General features: G+C 70.8%; 9 protein-coding genes and 1 pseudogene. 3 read left to right on the top strand and 7 right to left on the bottom strand.

Translation table 11 applies throughout. From position 1 onward, the window contains the following. Positions 1–104: 104 nt before the first annotated feature. The 6 genes and pseudogenes from Pme01_RS26400 to Pme01_RS26380 all read right to left on the bottom strand — a co-directional run bounded on the left by Pme01_RS26400 (position 105) and on the right by Pme01_RS26380 (position 15,493). The gene (locus tag Pme01_RS26400; protein WP_168117654.1) at positions 105–6,683 is read right to left on the bottom strand and encodes a helicase-related protein; all 6,579 of its coding nucleotides are present in this window, start codon (positions 6,681–6,683) and stop codon (positions 105–107) included. Continuing rightward, entirely contained in the window at positions 6,676–11,895 is a 5,220-nt protein-coding gene (locus Pme01_RS26395; protein ID WP_203935883.1) for a RecQ family ATP-dependent DNA helicase, read from the bottom strand. The genes Pme01_RS26400 and Pme01_RS26395 overlap by 8 nt, the downstream gene beginning before the upstream one ends. Before the next feature lie 437 nt (positions 11,896–12,332). Continuing rightward, the gene (locus Pme01_RS26390; protein WP_203935882.1) at positions 12,333–12,824 is read right to left on the bottom strand and encodes a DUF1707 SHOCT-like domain-containing protein; all 492 of its coding nucleotides are present in this window, start codon (positions 12,822–12,824) and stop codon (positions 12,333–12,335) included. Between the two features lie 190 nt (positions 12,825–13,014). Beyond that, on the bottom strand, positions 13,015–13,617 hold the full coding sequence (locus tag Pme01_RS31955; protein ID WP_420850544.1) for a DUF7662 domain-containing protein: 603 nt from the start codon (positions 13,615–13,617) through the stop codon (positions 13,015–13,017). A gap of 171 nt (positions 13,618–13,788) precedes the next feature. Next, positions 13,789–14,208, bottom strand: a pseudogene (locus tag Pme01_RS26385) (hypothetical protein); the annotation flags it as partial. Between the two features lie 31 nt (positions 14,209–14,239). Next, positions 14,240–15,493, bottom strand: coding sequence for a restriction endonuclease (locus Pme01_RS26380; protein ID WP_203935881.1), 1,254 nt, complete (start codon positions 15,491–15,493; stop codon positions 14,240–14,242). Positions 15,494–15,556: 63 nt separating this feature from the next. On the opposite strand from Pme01_RS26380, the gene Pme01_RS26375 reads away from it, so the two are divergent. Both Pme01_RS26375 and Pme01_RS26370 read left to right on the top strand, forming a co-directional pair. Continuing rightward, positions 15,557–15,829: a hypothetical protein gene (locus Pme01_RS26375; protein WP_203935880.1), complete on the top strand. Its 273-nt coding sequence runs from the start codon at positions 15,557–15,559 to the stop codon at positions 15,827–15,829. A 302-nt stretch (positions 15,830–16,131) separates the two neighbouring features. Next, complete coding sequence (locus tag Pme01_RS26370) at positions 16,132–17,118, top strand: ADP-ribosylglycohydrolase family protein (RefSeq protein ID WP_168117657.1); 987 nt, start codon at positions 16,132–16,134, stop codon at positions 17,116–17,118. On the opposite strand, the gene Pme01_RS26365 is transcribed toward Pme01_RS26370, so the two are convergent. Next, positions 17,096–17,542 (bottom strand): gamma-glutamylcyclotransferase family protein, encoded by a 447-nt coding sequence (locus Pme01_RS26365; RefSeq protein WP_168117658.1) that lies wholly within the window; start codon positions 17,540–17,542, stop codon positions 17,096–17,098. The two genes, Pme01_RS26370 and Pme01_RS26365, sit on opposite strands and share 23 nt — an antisense overlap. Before the next feature lie 175 nt (positions 17,543–17,717). Here Pme01_RS26365 and Pme01_RS26360 point away from each other — a divergent pair, with 175 nt between their 5' ends. Beyond that, on the top strand, positions 17,718–18,167 hold the full coding sequence (locus Pme01_RS26360) for a hypothetical protein (RefSeq protein ID WP_168117659.1): 450 nt from the start codon (positions 17,718–17,720) through the stop codon (positions 18,165–18,167). Positions 18,168–18,172 lie beyond the last annotated feature (5 nt).

Genomic DNA, 18,172 nt, shown 5'->3' with positions numbered 1-18,172 from the left:
GATTCTCGCGTACGAAGCCGGCCTCAGCAGGGAGTGACCGTTCCGCAGCCGGGGTACCCGCGAGAGCCCTCCCCGCCGCTGAGGATTCGGCCCCGGCCCACCCGCTAGCGACCGGTCCCGGCCACCGAGCTCTGGAACAGACTGAGCCGTGGGCCATTCAGCGGGAACGCGACAGTGCCGTGTTGGCCCGACCGCTCCAGCGTCCACTGCTCTCGCGCCCGGATGACCGTGATCGTGGTGTGGGTGTCTTTCGCCTGCCACACGGACGCGGACAGTGGCTTTCCGACGCGCCTGCGCTCGAGCATGCCGAGCTTGCGGAAGTCGACACAGGCGATGCAACGGCCGTCCGCCGCGGCGATGCAGCGCCCGCAGACGGTACGGACACACAGGCTGCATCGCTGTACCCGGTCGGGGCACACCGCACACGTCGGCTCATCGCACGACGCGCATCGGTCCGGCCGCTCGACCACGTGACGGGACCGGCAGAGCCGAGCGACCCGCAGCGGCTTTCCGGTCACCGCGTCCGTCAGATAGCCGTCGACCTGCCCGGGGAGCAGCCGGTAGGTGACCGTGACGATCTCATCCACGGGCAGCCACCACTGCTCTTCGACGTGCAGTCCGAGGTCGCGCGTCAGCCGCTCCAGCGGACGGGCCGCGACCCGCTCGCGCAGGCGGGCAGCCAGCGGAGCGGGCAGGCTCCCCTGGCCGTACGGCGCCCGCGGCTCGTCGCCTGGGGAATGGTCGGCGAGCGCTTGGTGCATCGCGGTCACCGTTTCCGCAGCCCGCGAATCGGTACCCTCGACGAGCTGCGGCGCGGTACGCCTGTTCCGCAGCTCCGCTCCAATGATCCTCGGTCCACGCACGTGACCGGGTCGGGTGCTCCGACCCATCGAGAGAAGTGCCGGCCGGCCTAGGAGCACCTGCCCCAGGGCGGCTCGGACCAGATCCAACCGTCCGTCGTCGGCGAGCATCGACCACCGGGGTGACTCGTCGGCCTTCCGCACCCCCAGCAGCCCGTACTCACCGACAGCGGCGATGACCGCGGTGTACTCGTCGAGTTCGGCCATGGCGACAAGCTCGGGCGCGGGGAACCAGCCGGCGACGGCCCATTCCGGTGCGATGTCGGCCGTCTCCCAGCTCGCGACCTCTTCGCTCAGGTCCGAGCCCGTGACGGTACGCCGGACAAGACCGCGTTCGTCGATGACGAACGACTTCTCCACCGGTTCCAGGCACGCGGTGACCGCGGCGGTTCCTTCAGCGATGGACAACTCCCGGGCGCGTCGCTGGATGTTCATGACCCGGGAACCGGAAGCGGGGACGGGAACACGATCGAGCGGACTGTCGCCGGTCAGGGTGCGGGCCAACTGCGCGACGAGGTCGGTCGACGGCTTCTGCGGATCCCGTACGCCGGCCGGCGAAGTGGCGCTTCCCGCACGCCGCTCTCCGTCGGACTCCACCGCCCACAACAGCTTCTCGTCGGTGTGCCGTTCCAGGACGAGCACGTCCGGGTCGGTTCGCACCGGCGGCACCGTCAGCGTGCGCAGGTCGACGTCGCCTGAGCCGGCCAGCCGCGCGGCCGCGAGCCGTACCTCGACGACCTCCGCGGGCTCTTCGCGTACGGTCTCCCAGCGGTGCAGCCCCGACGCGGAGAACACGGCGAGTTCGGTGCGGTGCGCGCCGACGAGCAGTGCGACGGAGCCGCCGTCGTCGTGCCCGATGGCCACCGTGAGCCCGTCAGCGAGCAGTTCCGCAGGAAGGGCGGCGGGGTCGCCAGCGGTGGCCGGGGCGAGAGCCCAGCAGGTACGGCACAGCCTGCCATCGACGCAGGCGGCGCAGACGCTGCGGGCGCACAGCTCACACGCCACGGTCGACAGGTACCGGCCGCAGTCGTGGCAGGAGGTGTCGCCGCACCGCTCGCAGTCCTCGGCAGTCCGCTGCGGTTCGCCCCCGAAGCAGGACCGGCACCGGCCGCAGGCCGGCCGCTCGCAGGTGCGACAGCCCGCGATCATGCCTTCCTCACCGCAGGCGGGACAGTAGGTCTCGGCGCATACCGGGCACTCGACCGCCCGCTCCGGCGCGTACAGGTGCCCGTGACCGTCCATGCCGACCAGGCTCTCGACCGGGCCGCCGTCGTTGAGCCGGCCGAGGACCGACTCCTCGGGGTGCACGAGAGAGCGGCCGGCGAGCAGAGCGGCATCAACCGGTGCGGCCGGAGCCACCAGGTATGCCCGGGTCGCTTCGCCATGGTCGGACCGCCACCGTTCGTCGACCGTGACACAGGGGGCCACCGACACGGGGACCACCGGTCCGGCGAGCTCGCAGAGGGCACCGGCCAGGCTGTCGTTGGTCCACAGCTCGGCGCCGGTGAACTCTCCGCTCGGGGCAGCGTCACTGACCGGATCGGTCATCGGGTCACCGGCGTCGGTCGTGAGCAGCGCCCACGCGGTCGCCACCGTACGACTGACCGTGGTTCCCGCAGCCGCCTTGACGTACCGGGGGCCGCTCGTACCCGTCCCCGGGTGACGGACCACGACCCGGTCCGCGGGCAGCTCGGCGTCGGCGAGCATTCTGGCCAACTGCTCCTCGACGTGGAGGGCGGCACCCGCCCCTCCGGGGACGAACCTCGTCGAGGTGTGCGAGCCGTCCGTGAGGAGTACCACGTAGGAACGGTGGAGCCGGTCGATCTCCACCGTGACCGGGCCGATTCTGGTCGCCGCCACCGGCTGGCAGAACGGCAGCACGTCGTGGGCGCTCACCGTGAGCGCCTGACTGTCCCGTGCCGCCTCCACCGGCTCCCGGTCGCCGTCGTGCCACAGCTCCCGGTAGACGAACTGACCCTCCTGCCAGTCCACCCGGCGGACCACGGTGAACGGTATCGCCGCCACGGCCGGCGGTGCCGGTACCTCACCGCTACGGCGCAGCATCGCCAGCAGGGAAGCCAGGCCCAGGCTGCTCTCCCCCACCGCGTCCGGGCCGGACAGCTCGGGCAGCAGGTCCGCCACCTCGGCGCTGACGGTGCCGTCGGCGTCGGGGGTCCAGGTCCACCAGACAGACTCCTCCGCGTCCGCCCAGGCCGAACCGGCGACCAGGTCGGCAACGGGCGGGCGGGCGGCGGAGGCTACCAGGCCGGTACCGGCCGGCAGGTTCAGCCGGCCGGCGAGGCCGCGGAGCCGGGCGCGTACCGGATCGGTCAGGTCGTCGTCGGGCACGATGTCGACCTTGGCGCCGTCCTCCCGGACCAGGACGGCGTGGCAGGCTCCGACGAGGAGCTGCGCACCGCTGCCCAGCCGCCAGCCGCGCTCCCAGGCGCTGTCGAGGTCGGGTGCCCGCTCCGGCTTCAGGCACTGCGTGCACAGGATGCCGTGCGGCCGGCACCCGCCACACGCGCGCCGCTGGCAGCCGGGGCAGGCGGCCACGCCCCTGGCCGGCCCACACGCGGCACACCGGTCCAGGTCACAGATCTCGCACCGGTCGAGCGCCGACGCATCGACGACGTGGGCGTCAGCGCACAGCGCGAAGGTGCCGACGGTGACGCCGGAGGCCTCGCACGTGAAAAAGTGGTCGGCAAGGTCTCCGGTCCACGGGTACCGGATCTCCCGGACCGCGCCGTTGACGTGCTCCCAGCGCTCGACCACCCGCAGCTCGTCCGAACCGTGGAACTCAACGGCGAGGAGCTCGGCTCGAATCTCGATGTTCCCGCCGATCGCGACCGGCCTGCGCGCCTGCTCGATCGCCCGCCGCAGCTGGTTGCGGCGTTCGGTCAGCTCCTGGGTGCCGTTGCCCCAGCTGAACGGCAGCGCCGCGTCGATCTCCGCGGCCTGGGCGCGGAGGTTCTCGACCATCCGCTCCCGGGCCTCGTCCTCGCGCTGCTGCTCGGCGCTTCGCGCCTGGTCGAGCTTGACGCCGAGGTCGACCAGTGCTCGGCGATCGACCTCGCGCAGCACGTCCGCAGCGGTCAGCTCGGCCGGCAGGCCTGCGCCGTCGACGAGCGGCTCGCGCTCGTGACCGCTGGTGACCGGTGGGCCGACCTGGACCGTGACGAGCTCCTGGGTACCGCTCGACGAGCTGTCCTGTACCCGGTACGTGACCCGGGCCGACCAGTCGCCGGTCGGCCCGACCCGCCGGTCCGCCAGCCGCACCGTGGGCGCGTGCGGCGTGACCGGGTCGGCGTGGACCGCCGGCAGGGTACGTACCGAGCCGGTGAGGTCGCCGCGCTCCCGCAGTACCCGTAGCAGCTCGTCAAAGACCTCCGAGCCAACCACGCACAGCTCCGCCTCGGGGTGGTGTTCGAGCGCCGCGTTCGTGAACGCCAGGTGCAGCTCTTCGCGGTCGTCCAGCGCGGTGGCGAGGTCCGCTGGGAGTTTGACGGTGACGAAGCCGTCTGCGGCGTAGGTCTCCTCACCGCCAGCGAGCTTCAGAAACCGGCGGACGAACCGCTCCACGTCCTGCTGCCGGCGGCGGGCCCGTTTGGCGGGGTCCGGCAGCAGCTCGCGGGCTTCGCCCTGCGCGGCCCGTTCCCTGCGCTCCTGGTTGCGCTGGGCGATCCAGTCGTTGAGGCCGTTGTCGGCCCGCATCATGTGCATGGCCCGGCTGCGCGCCTGTTCGAGCTGGCTGCCGAGCTCGTCGAGACGGCGCTGCATGGTGGCGTCGCTCTTGGCGTACAGCGCCTCCAGCACCCGGTTCTCCATGCTGGCGTCCTGCTTGCCCTCCAGCTCCCCCAGCACCGTGACCACCTGCCCGAAGAGCAGCTCGAACATGGCGAGCTTGTCGTGCAGCAGGCGGTAGACGGACTCGTCGACGGTGTCGCGGGCGAACAGGTTGGCGATGTAGACGTCGCGGGTCTGGGTGAGCCGGTGCACACGTCCGATGCGCTGCTCGATCCGCATCGGATTCCAAGGCAGGTCGTAGTTGAGCACGCAGTTGGCGACCTGCAGGTTCACGCCCTCCGCGCCGGCGTCGGTGGAGACCAGTACCTTCGCCGCTCCGGCCCGGAAGTCGGCCACCGATTTGCCCTTGGCGGCATGCGCCATCCCGCCGTGGAACGGCACGGCCGGGATGCCCTCGGCGGCCAGCAGCCGGAGCAGCCCGTCGAGGGTGTCGGTGTGCTGGGTGAACAGCAGCACCCGCCCGTGCTCGTCCAGCCACTGGTGCAGTACCTGCAGCGCGGCCTGCTCGCGGGCGGTGTGGTGGATGTCGCCGGCGAGGTGCCCGATCTCGGTCATGACCTGCCGGACCGCCGGATCCGGGTGCTTGCCGGCGATCCGCAGCGCGCTCTTGAGGACGGCGCGCGGGGACGCGGTCAACCGCAGCGCGAGCTGGCGGCGGCGCATCGCGTCGCCCGGCTGCGTCATCTTGTGCCGGAGCGCGTCGACGAGCAGGTCGTACAGCTGCCGCTCAGGGGCGCTCAGCTCGATGGCGAGGTCCAGCGGCGGCATCCGCCGTACCTTGTCCAGGCCCGCCTGCTGCCGGGTGGTACGCACGACGACGCTGCTGACCAGCTTGCGCAACTCGGGCGCGTTGACTGGGCGGCGCGGGTCGGACGCGTCCATGAAGCGCCGGGTGAAGTCCCGCTCGGACCGGAACGTGCCGGGACGCAGCAGCTCGACGAGGCGGTACAGCTCGAGCAGGTTGTTCTGCACCGGCGTGGCGGTGAGGAACAGCGCCCGGGACGCCTCGGCCACCAGTTTGCCGAGCTTTTCCCGGGTGACGTGGGCGCCCGCTCCGGACAGCCGGTGCGCCTCATCGATGATCACCAGGTCGAACGGCTTTTTGAACTGGTCCGCGTTGGTACGGGCCAGCTGGTGCGTCATGATCAGCCGGTCCCGCGTGAAGTCCGGGCTCTGGCCCGACATGATGACCAGGAAGTCCTCGCCGAACTTGTCGCGCAGTTCGTCACGCCACTGGTCGCGCAGCGGCGCTGGGCAGATGATGAGTACCCGCTCGGCGAGCCCCCGCAGCAGCAGTTCCTTGAGGACCAGGCCACCCTCGACGGTCTTGCCCAGACCGACCTCGTCGGCGAGGATGCCGCGCCCGTTCATCCGGGTCAGCACGGTACGGGCGGCGGCCTCCTGGTGCGGCATGTGCTCGATGTTCGCCACGTCGATGGCGAGCAGCTCGTCGAACTGGTCGAGGGTGGCCAGCCGCTCGCCTTCCAGGCGTGCCTCCACCGCCTCGGCCGGGTCCCAGCCGCCGGTCCTGAGCGCGTCGAGCAGGTGCGCCCGGGCCTCCTTGAGGAAACCGATGCCGCCTTCCCAGCCGTACTCGTCGCGCTGCCGCAGGCGGTACCGCTCGCTCCGATTGGTGCGCCGGGTGCGCCTGGCCGGCGCGGCCGCCCGCTGTGGCGCGACGGCCGGCGGGGCGGCCCAGTGGAATCCCGTCGACAGGGTGCTGCCGCGGTTGGCCAGTACCACCAGTTCGATCTGCCCGCCGTCGCGCCGTTCCAGCCGGACGAGGCCGCCGATCCGGCCGGTGTCCTGGAGGTACTCCAGCAGCGGCTCCCCGGTCAACCGGCGGCGGCCGCCCGCCCAGGAAACGGACAGCTCGTCCCCGTCCGCGACCAGGGTGAGCGCGGTCGAGCGGTCGGGAATGCCGAGTCTCTGCTGTTCGACCGGCCCGAGCTGGATCTCACCGCTGTCGAGCATCTCCTCGGTGATGGTGCGCTCGACGCTGGTCCGCTCAGCCATGTCGACCTCCGAGTATCTGCCTGCCGGCGGGGGTGAGGGTGAGGGTCGTGTACTGGCCGGTCTGCCGCTGGACGTCCTCGCGGGTGATCCGGCCGGCCTTGATGAGGCCACGGACCGCCTCGTCCCAGCGCCGGTCGTTGGCGCGCACGTAGCGCAGCGCACCGAACTGGGGGCAGCGCTGCAGGCCGGCGCCCAGGGGACGGCCGCCGGGCATGGTCTCGGCGCCGAGGACCGCCTGCTTCAGGCCGAACTCCCCGTACCGTCCCTTGGTCAGGGTTCCGGCCCACGCCACCGCCTGGAGGACGACCAGGTCGACGTTGACCAGCAGCTCCGGGTCGGGTACCGCCGACGCCGGCAGGTCGAGCCAGGGCGAGCGGCCGCCGCAGCCGTCGCACGCCTCGTCGTCCGGCTCGCAGTCCCGCGGCGGGAACCCGAAGTAGCTGACGATCGCCGCGCGCCGGCAGCCACCGTCGCGGGCGTAAGAGACCATTGCATCGAGTTGCCGGCGTTGCCAGGCGGTCCACCGGCTCACCTCGCGGTGCAGCGCCACCTCATCGACCCGTTGCGACAGCAGCCGGACCCGGCGGTACCGCTGCGACGAGGAGAAGGTGACCAGCCGGTCGAGCGACCAGGCGACCAGGTCGCGTTCGAGCGCGTCGGGGTCGAGCCCATGCTCCTCGCGCAGCCGCTCGAAGTCGATGCGGCTGCCGACCTGCGGCCGGAACTTCAGCAGTACCGACAGCTCGCGGAACCGGCGCCGCTCCTCGGCGTCCTCCGGTTCACGCAGTCCGACGTGGACAGTCCCCCGGGCCGAGCAGTCGGGCTGCTGCTCCAGCGCGCCGGTACGTTCCAGCCAGGCGAGGAGCACGTTCAACTCGTCAACGTCGACCCCGATGGCGTCGGCCAGTTCTTCCGGGTCGAAGACGACGTCGGCGCCGCGGCTGTGCTGGCCGGCGAGCTGGCCGAGCAGCGCGGTGACGTGGGCCAGCCGCTTGCCTCCGGCGTCGTCGGTCAGGTGCGACCGGCGGCGCCGCACGTCGGCGCCGCTGTAGAGCAGGACGCACTCCCCCTGCAAATCCGCGGCGCGCGCCGCCCGCCCGGCCTCCTGGACGTACGCGTCGAGCGACTCCGGCAGGTCGTAGTGCACCACCCAGCCGATGTCGGGCTTGTTCACGCCCATCCCGAACGCCTTGGTCGCCACGACGACCTGGGTGGTACCGGCGAAGAAGTCGTCCTGCACGGCTTCGCGCTGCTCGGGGACCATGCCGGCGTGGTAGTGCCGGGACTTGAGACCCGCCCGCCGCAGCAGCGCCGCGACCTCTTCGGTGACCGCGCGTCGGGACGCGTACACGATCCCGGGCGTCTCCCCCATCGCGGTGGCGATGCGCAGGAGCTCCCGGGCGCGCTCCCGTTCGCCGGACACCTGGACGACGCGGAACCGGAGGTTGGGGCGGTCGGACGGCTGGACGACCCGGACCGGCGCGTCGAGTTCGAGGGTCCTGCTGATGTCGTCAGCCACCGGCCGGGTGGCGGTGGCGGTCAAAGCCATCCGCGGCGCCCGTCCCAGATCCGCGACCGCCGCAGCCACCTGCCGGAACTCCGGCCGGAAGTCGTGGCCCCAGTCGCTGATGCAGTGCGCCTCGTCGACCACCAGCGCCGCCAGCTCCTGCCGTTCCAGGGCACGGCGCAGGACCGGGTCGCGGACGAGCCGCTCCGGGGACACGTACAGCAAACGCACCTTTCCCGCCGCCACGTCCCGCAGGATCTCTGTACGCAGGGCGGTGGACGTATTCGCGGTGATGCCCTGGACGCGGGAGATGCCGTGGCGACCGCGCAGGTCGTCGAGCTGGTCCTTGATAAGCGCGACGAGCGGGCTGACCACGACCGTCGCCCGGTCGTCGGGCCGAATCAGTGCCGGCAGTTGGAAGCACAGCGACTTCCCGCTGCCGGTGGGCAGCAGACCCAGGGTGTCCTCGCCGCGCAGGTGGGCGATCATGAGTTCGAGCTGGGCGTCGCGCAGGTGCTCTATGCCGAACAGCAGGCGGGCCGCCTCGCGCAGTTTGGCTTCGGGATCCTCACCGTCGACCAGGCGCAACCGGTCGAGAATCGCGTCGACCTCGCTACCGGCCAGCGCCAGGGCGTCCGACAGGTCGGGATCCTCGCCGGTGACGAAGCGCAGCGCGTACCGCCAGGCGTCGTCCCGGTCGAGCGCGTAGTGCACCTCCGGGCCGGGCAGGGTCGACAGCAGCAGCCGGTTGGCGGTGCTGGGCGACTGCATCCGCCGGTCGCAGACCAGGGCGACGCCGCGGTCGTTCTCGGTTCGGATGAGCCGGCCGAAGCCCTGGGTGAACAGAATCGCCGTCTTGGGTACCACATACTCGAGGAACGGGTCTCCCCCACGGTCGGCGATGGCGCGTACCCGCGCGGCGACCACCGGGTCGTCCGGATGCGGGTAGGGCGGCTTCTCGATGACCAGGTAGCTCAGCGTCTCCCCGGGAGCGTCGAAGCCCTGCCAGTACGAGCGCAGCCCGTAGACCACGGTCCCCGGCTCGGTCCGGAACCGCTCGGAGATCTCCGTGCGGCCCGCCTCGCCCTGCAGTAGCACCTGCACGCCACGCTGCTCCAGGTCGGCGGCCCGTTGGCGGACGAGGTCGGCGACAGCCTCCATGCGTTTGCGGGCGGCGAAGAGCGTGAGCGCCTTCCCGCCGGTCAGCGACAGGAACCCGACCTGGTCGCGGGCGAACTCCTCGACGAACTCCTGTTCCTGGCTCGGCACCGGTACCGGGAGGTGGCTGGTGAGGACGACGGCGGACTGCCGGTCGTGGTGGAACGGGCTCTCCAGGAGCTTGCCCTGGAAGACCCCGGGTTCGCTGCTGCCGGCCTCGACCCGTACACCCAGTCGGGACTGGAGGAAGTCGAACGTCCCGCCGGTGGTGAGCGTGGCGCTGGTCAGGCTGACGCTGCGGGCGGGAGCGACGATACCGTTGGCGAACGCGGTGCTGACGTCGATCGGAATGCACTCGAAGGCCCAGTCGACCGGCCCCTCCGGATTTTCGGGGTCTTTCCGACTCTCCCGCTTCTCCCGGCTCTCCGGGTCCTCCGACAGCCGGTACACCCACAGGTGCTCGTCGCCTAGGTTCCTGAGATGGCCGAGTATCTCGCGGGTCTTCTCAACCACCCGCGAGGCGCCGGTGGCGCGTACGACGACGCTGCGCAGTAGGCGGCGGACCCGGTGTGGCGCCGTCGCCAACACGTCGCGGCCCGCCTCGGCGACGGCGGTCAGCGCCAGGAGCGCCTGCTGAAGGGTCCGGTCGAGATCGATCGTGGCGTCCCAGACCTGCCGGTACTCCGGTCGGCCCCGGACGATCCCGGCACGCAGGACCGCCGAGCGGGCGCTCCCGCCGTACTCGTGCAGGTACTCGTCGACCGTGTCGGTGAGCTTCTTCGTACCCGCGAGCAGGTGCCGGCCGAGGAGGGGAAGCCTGTGCTCGCCGCGCAGGTCGACGCCGCGCTTGGCCAGCCTGCGCAACTGCCGGTCGAGCCCGGTCCGCCCATCGAGGCGGGCGGCGAGCGCGACCATCTCGACGCGGCCCACCGACTCGGTCCAGGCGCTGGTCAGTGAGTCCTCGAGTTCGTGCGCCTCGTCGAAGATCAGGTCGGTGACCCCGGCCGCCAGGACGTCACCAGGGCTCGGCACGCCCTCCCGTGCCAGCTTGGCCCAGGCCGCGACCAGCGCATGGTTGACGGCGACGACCCCGGGACGCTCGGCCATCCCGGCGAGACGGGTGAACAGCGGGCACTTCGCGGCCCATTCGCACTCGGCGCGCTCGCAGGAGTCGGAGTCGGTGCGCAGGATCGACCGGGTGGCCGCATAGCCCGGCCGGTCGCGGGCCACGTCGGCGTCGGCCACCTCGTCCCACACCCCGGTGGCCCCGGTGGCCAGCGCGCGGACGGCCACCGCGAGGGCCAGCCAGTGCTCCGGCCCGGCGTCGGGCTGCGACGAGTGCAGGCCGTTGGCCAGCTCCCGCGGGCAGATGTAGTTGGCGACGCCGAACAGCTGCCGGAACGGTACCCGGAACAGCTGCTGTTGCTGCAGCCTGGCGACGTCGCGCCGGAGCTGCTGCTGCAGCACCTTGGTCGCGGTCGCGACGACCACAGGTCGGCGGGGGCGCGCCGCCCGGCCGGACGCGGGCACGAGGTAGGCGAGGGACTTCCCGGTGCCGGTGGGTGCCTCGACCGCGAGCAGGCCACCGGAGTCGAGAACACCGGCGACCGTGTCGGCCATCTCCCGCTGCGAGCGGCGCGGCGCGTACCCGAAGTCCCCCAGCCTGGCGAACGCGTCGCGTACCGCCTCGTACGCCGTGCCCGGCGCGTGCGTGGCCGTCTCGGGCAGGGCGAGCAGCGGGTCCACGGCGCACTCGATGCCGTCCGTCGCCTCCCGCGGCAACGGCACGGCCGGCAGCACCCGGACCAGGTCCGAGCCGCCGGCGACGAGACAGGCCGCGGCCAGCCGCCACGAGACGTCCGACAGGTCGGACTTTTCGACCAGGATCCGAAGGCACTCGGCGGTGGCCCGCGCCGCCTCGACGAGACCGTCGCGCAGCTCGACGCCAAGGGCGGCGCACAGCTCCGACAGCCGCCGGCACGGCCGGTCGGGCTTGTCGAGCAGCGCGAGCAGCCGCAGGTCGATCAGCGCGCCGGGCAGGTCCGCCAGCACGGTGGACCCGTCGGGTACCGCCCCGTAACAGACGACGCCGTCAGCCCCGTCCGCGAACTCCCGAACCTTGGCGGCCTGGGCGGGGCCGCCGGGGATCAGCACCGCACGCCCGTCGCGCAGTCGCAGCGCGGCGACGTCAGCCGCGGGCTGGCGGGTGGCGATGAAGACCAGGTCCTCGATGGAGATCGCCGGCGGTCGCTCGACCCTCAGCCAGGCAGGTCCCTCGGAGTCCTCGGCACCGGCTGACTCGTCCGCGTGATCGTTCTCGGCGTCCCGGTGGGAGTCGGGAAGCACCAGGTGTCCGCGCTCGTCGAGGGCGAAGGCGTCCGGGTACCGGTCCGGCAGCTTGGCCAGTCGCGCCGCGCTCAATACGACACCGCTGTCGCGGAGCGCGGCGGCGAGCTCGTCAGGCGACAGCGACCCGCGCGCGGACAGCAGCTCGCGGGCAAGCTCGAGATTGGGTGGCAGCAGCCGACCCATTGGTCGTCCCCTCACCCTCTCTTCACCTGGCGATGAGTCGAACGGCGGCCACCGTCCGAAACTCACTTCACGTGCACCCCAGCCGACGCCATGACAAGGCGCTGACCAGCGGAAACTGTTGTCGCGGGAAGCCGCGTCACAGGGCGCCGCCGGTCACGCCGGCAACGGACCGCCCCGCCGGGCGTTCGTGCACCTGCACCGGGCGTTTGCCGTGCGTGCTGTAGCTCAGCAGAGTCACGCAGTCACCCACAAGAGCCGACAGGAAGGTGCGGACTATTAAGCCAACGGAGTCTGACCGACCGGGTTAACCCACAAGGACGAAGGTCGAGGCGGCTGGACTGCGGACGACTATCTACGACCGGCGCGGTCAGCACCCGATCCTGCTGGCCGATGACGACCCACAGCCGATCTCGTGGTCCCCGACAGTACGGAGGTCTACGGCGCGACGCGACCTATGCCGGGGGCTTGGCCGTGTTGCCGAAGATGAGGATCGCGACGAGGCCCAACTCGATGACGATGCCCAGGATGCCCAGGACACGGCCCACGAACGCCTTGGTCCAACTGTCGGTCCCCTTGGCACCCGGGACGCTGAAGATGATGGCGACGATGCCGAGTAGCCAACCGACAAAGCAGATCGACAGAGGTACGGACGCGATTCCGAACACCAGCGCGGTGATCGCGAAGGTCCGGGCCTTCGCCTCGGCGAGGGGCTGAACAGCCGGCCGCACAGCGGGCTGCTGGGCGTTCGGGCCCGGATCCCACCTGAACTGCGGTGGCAGATCTGCAACCTGGCCGTACAGGACGGACATCGTCGGCGCCGCGCTCACCGCGGCCATCCGCTGCTCGTACTCCTCGAGCGTGATGTAGCCCTGTTCCAAGGCTGCGCCGAGCAGTTCCAGAACCTGGGTCCGCTGCTGGTTCCCTACCCGCTCGTCTTCCATCATGCCTGTCGACGCCTTCCATGCGTTTCGCGAGTGGACACCCAGGGTCGCGGTCGTAAATCGCCGCCTAGTCTCCACGTCGCGCCGTCGACGCAGCATACTGGCATGATCACCGTAAACAAGCGGTCGCTCATACCGTCTCACCTGCCGGTCCGGCAGGAGTCATATCTGTCCGCCGCGGGGACCTTCGCCCTCAGCGGCGGGCAGCGCGGGCGGCGGTCCGTCGCTCGAATACGGCAGTCTGGTCCCGCAGATTGACCCTCGTGGCAACCCAGCCGGCGTCCTGGATGGCCCGCGCGATGGTGCTGCCGTCGTACGAAGACCAGTGGGCGGGGTGCTTACGACAGGACGGTGGCAGCGGCATGCCGATTACTTCTTCGATTTCGCTGAACGTCACCGCCACGCGGTCGCTCGCCTGGTCGCGTAGCCAGTCCCACAACGCCTGGAACTTTCCGACGTGCCTTCCGGCGGGCGGCTCGGGGCGCGGTTCTGTGACCGACAGTGTCGGCGTTCGGTCGGCTATCTGGCCGCCACGGACTAGGGTCTCCACGTCCTGCTCCGACCAGACCAGCACACGAGGCCCGGGGCGATCCACCAGAGTCTCTGCGAATCGGCGGGTGGCCTCGACGTCCGCGCCGTCACCGAGGAGGACCAGTGCCCCGAGCGCCGCGCCCAGGTCATGAAGATTGAGGTAGTCACCCTTGAGGTGCTTACGGGTCCGCCAGGACGACTCGATCTCGAAGCCGACGATCGGCACCTCCCCCGGCGCACCCGGCAGTGCACTCAACGTCGGCATCAGCCATACGAGATCGAGCCGACCACCCTGCACCGGGTACTCGTGCGCGACCGTAAAGCCGAGTTGGACGCCCTTCGCGGCCAGCGCCGCGATGACACGTCGGCCGCGCGCGTTGGCGCTCTCCTCGGCCTCCGCCTTCTGCCACGGTCCCACCGTCGTAGCAACAGGCTCAGCGGCGTCCAGCACCGTAATCCGAACTGAGTATGACGGCTCGGCGGCCGGTTCCTCGCGATAACTGATCTGCCGGATCTGCCGGTCGTCGCGGTAGAGCGCGACCGTACTCAGGTCCCCCAGGTGCGTCAGGTCTAGGTTCCGGCCGGCTGTCTTGTCCTGCAGGACGTCACCGATACCGCCGAGGAAGTTCGTCGCATCACCCGGCGGCCGTCCCGGACCGCGTACGACCAGGTCCAAGGCGATATCGGCGGTGACCGGCACCCAGCCCACCCGCTGCGCGGCCGTACCGGTCGCGTCGAGCAGCGCATGCACCCTGGCACTCTGCCGGTGGCCGGCAGCCAGCAGCGAGGTCGCCTCGTTCTTGATCGGCGGCCAGCCCGCCACGTCGACGGTGATCTTGGCTCGCTGTTCGCTCATGCCGGGACTCCTCGCGCTGCCCTCTCCCCCGTCAATCCAGCTCGCTCGGGTCGATCCGAGCCGTGATACCGGCGTGCTCGGCGAGCAGGTACAGCAGGTTCGACCCGTCGATCAGCTCCAGGGGCTTGCCGGAGGCAAACGCGAACGAAGCCGGGCCGTACCCGCTGGTCGTGACCAGGATGCCCTTGGACGCGCCCTCGTTCTGCACGGTGCCGAACAGGTCCCGCACCGACGACACGTCGACCGTGTTGCGGTACCGCTTGGCCTGGATGACCACCTTGCCGCCGAAGATCGGACGCTGGTCGAACGCCACGCAGTCGACGCCACCGTCGCGCGACGCCCTGGTCTGCTTGGTGTCCAGCCCCATCTTGGTGAAGAGGTTCTGGATCAGGCTCTCGAACTCGGTCGGAGTCAGTTTGAGCAGGTTGGGACGGTGATCGAGGTCGGCTAGCACGTCCACCTCGTCGACGAAGCGCTTGTCGACCATGTCGAACTCGAGCACCGGACGTACCGGGGCGAGGGCTTCAGGGCGTTTGGACACCGACGCGTTGAGGTGCTGAAGGCACGTGGCGGGGTCGACCTTGCCGAGGTTAAGGCTCGTGAACTCGTCCCGCGTGGTCCGCAGCGTGACCAGGCACGGCCGGATCGACTGACCGGTTGCGGGGTCGACGGTGTCGACGACTCCGTTAAACACGATCGTGTCGACCAGGGGTGCCCGGTCCGATTCGAACAGCTCGTGCATCGTCCGCAGCGTCACCTGCGTGACGACGCCGGCGTACCGCTCCTTGGTCTCCTTGGCTGGCCGCGCCGTCGATGTGATCTCGTCGCGCGCCTTGACGTAGCGGTACTCCTTGACCGAAGGCACGACGTCCAGACCGGGCAGCTCGTACTCCACGACGAGCTGACGTGACTCGGGGACGTAGGCGAGCCGGTAGTTCTGCGGGAAGTCATCGGGGTAGACCGAATTGGCGAGCACCATGCCGAAGTAGTCCACGACGGCAGCAGGCTCGGCAGCGGCGAACGCGGCGGCGAACGTGTCGACCTCGGCGTTGTGCGCGGCGATCTCGGCTTCAGCCCGCCGGCACCGCTCCTGGTACTCCGCCTGAGCCGCTGCGAGCCGGCCTTGGCGGTCCTGTTCGGCTGCCCCGTGCTGTGCTTGAGCATCGGAAAACTGCCAGCGAGCGAGAGCCAGTTGCCGGTCGTAGGTGGACTTGCCGAACAGCTTGCTCAGGCCGGTCGGGGCCGGCGGCTCGAATCGACTCCAGTCCGGCGGAGGGATGGGCATACCGAGCTGTCCTGGACTGAACGGTGCATGACGCGCCCGCCTCTTCAACTTCGTGAAGTCGATGTGGTCGTCGACGTCGAGGGTCGCCGCCAGCAGGCTGTCGAGTTCCTGAAGGTGCGCCTGCAGGTCGGCGTTGTTGGCTGCGACCTCCGCGGCTCGCGCTTCCAGATACAGCCGTTTGCGCTCACGCTCGTCTACGGCGGCCGCGCGTTGGGCCGCTCTGGCTGCCTGTTCGGCAGCCCGGCGCATCGCCTGCTGCTGGCGGTAGTAGGCCGCCTGCGCCTGCTGGGAGGCCCGCACCTGTCGTGCGTGCTCCCGCTGGATCTGCGCGATTAGACCGCGACGCCGCGCCACATGCCCCTCCGAACGTCGGTCGAGGCACCGTCGCACGACAGCGGCCCCGACGCCGTAACCATCGGCAATCGTGATATCACGATCCGACGCAACGCCGTGATCGTACGGTCGGCCGAAGGCCGTGGAGCTTTGCGGTCGTTACCCTTCTCTGTCGCCCTGTGACAGGTTGACCGGTTTCCGACCGTCAAGGTGCTCCGCTCGCACGTCCGCCGTCCCACCGACACGGCCCCGCGAATACAGGGCGGTTGTACAGTGCGCCATACCGTAATCGCGTAAGGGGAAGCATGACGCCGGACCTCGACCCGATCCAGCGCGACCGGGCCGCCGGCGTGCTGCTCGGCGCGGCGTGCGGCGACGCGCTCGGCGTCCCGTACGAGTTCAAGGAACCGCTGACCGCCGACGAGCAGCCCGAGATGATCGGCGGCGGGCTGGGACCGTACGCACCCGGCGAGTACAGCGACGACACGCAGATGGCGGTCTGCATCGCCGAGGTGTCCGCCACCGGAGCGGACCTGCGCTCGGCGCCGGCCCTCGACCAGATCGCGGCCAACTTCCTGCGGTGGCGGCGCGACGGCGCGAGCGACATCGGGAATCAGACCCGCGCGGTCCTCGACGCCGTACGCCACCGGGAAGGCGCTGGGCTCGGCGCGGAGATGCGCGACGCCGCGGCCGACCTGCACCGGCGTACCGGACGCTCGGCCGGCAACGGGTCGCTGATGCGTACCGCGCCCGTCGCCCTCGCCTACCTGCACGACCCCGACGCGCTCGCCGAGGCCGCCCGCGCGGTCAGCGAACTGACCCACTACGACCCGCTCGCCGGCGAGGCCTGCGTGCTCTGGTGCGCCGGCATCCGCCGCGCCGTCCTCAGCGGCACCTTCGAGGGGGTACGCGAAGGTCTTGACCTGCTACCGTCCGACCGCCGCGACCAGTGGGCGCGCTGGCTCAGCGAGGCCGAGACGAACGACCCCAATCGCTTCTCCCCCAACGGTTTCGTCGTACCCGCGCTCCAGGCCGCGTGGTCGGCCGTCACCGGTACGCCGGATCACGATCTGCGGAACGCGCTGAGCGCCGCCGTACGGGCGGGTGACGACACCGACACCGTCGCCGCCATCGCCGGCGCGCTGCTCGGCGCCCGGTGGGGCGAGTCCGCGGTACCTCAGGACTGGCGGCAGGTCGTGCACGGCTGGCCGGGATTGCGCGCCGCCGACCTGGCCCGACTAGGGATCCTTACCGCGCAGGGCGGCCAGGCTATCCAGAAGCAGGCCGGCTAGAACCGTCCTTCACCCAGTCGCCGGACTCGATCAGCGGCAGGCGCGTACGGATCGCGTCGTACATGCTCGGGTCGGCGACATAGGTGTACGCCTCGACGGTTTCTGCGTCCATAGTGGTCACCGGTACGACGATCCGGTTGTAGTGGTTGCGCGCGCTGTCCGGGTCGTAGCCTTCCAGACGGTCGAGGGTGGCCAGGACCTCGTCGAAGTCGGCCTCACCGACCTCCATCAGGTTCCCGACGATCTGCCCGTCGGTCTGGCCGTCGGTGCGGATGAGGTACGGGAAGCCGCCGCTGTCGTACATGGTGCCGCCGGCCAGGGTCGCCGGGTGTTCGCTGACGGTACGCCCGGCGAGCAGCCGAGCGTAGTTGCGCTGGCCGCTGCGCAGGGTTCCGTAGACGAAGAACGGCAGACACTGGGTCATCGTGCCTGTACCTCTCCCCACGAACCGGCCGGCCGAACCAGCCTGTCCACCTCGCTGGTCGCGCCCTCCCTTCGGCACGGCCTCGCCGCGTTGAGGACACGAATCCTCATTCCGCCTCCTTCCCGGCCGATTTCGGTTACGGTCCACACCTCGATCGCTTGCCGGGAGACGTCAGATGTCCGAACTCGCCATGGCCGTGGTGCTCGGCCCCGCCCACCGCAACAACGGGTCCCCCAGGTACGCCCACGTCGTCGGCCACCTGTACGTCGGCGGGTCGGGGCTGTGGCAGTTCGACAACCTCGACCGGGACCCGTCGCGGCGGGTGCCGCCGGTACGGATCAGGTCGAACGGGGACCTCGCCGACGAGGTCGCCGCCGGCTTCGCACTGGCCGGGGACCTGGACACGGCCCGGGATCTGGCCGCCGAACTGCTCGGTGAGGACTGGGCCGACCGCGACGTCGAGGCTGCGCCACCCGTGCTGCGCGAACTGGGCGAGGCGACCCACGGGATGCCGGCGTCCTGTGTCGTCACCGACCTGGGTGCCGGGTGCGAACTCGAGTCCTTCACCGTCTTCGGCTGGTCGGTGATCATGGCCGCGCCCTTCCCGAGGGTGGAGTCGGTGTAGGTCCT

The sequence above is a fragment of the Planosporangium mesophilum genome (assembly GCF_016863255.1).
Lineage (GTDB): Bacteria > Actinomycetota > Actinomycetes > Mycobacteriales > Micromonosporaceae > Planosporangium > Planosporangium mesophilum.
The sequence above is the reverse complement of the archived record's forward strand: the minus strand, read 5'-3'. Positions and strand labels throughout refer to the sequence as shown.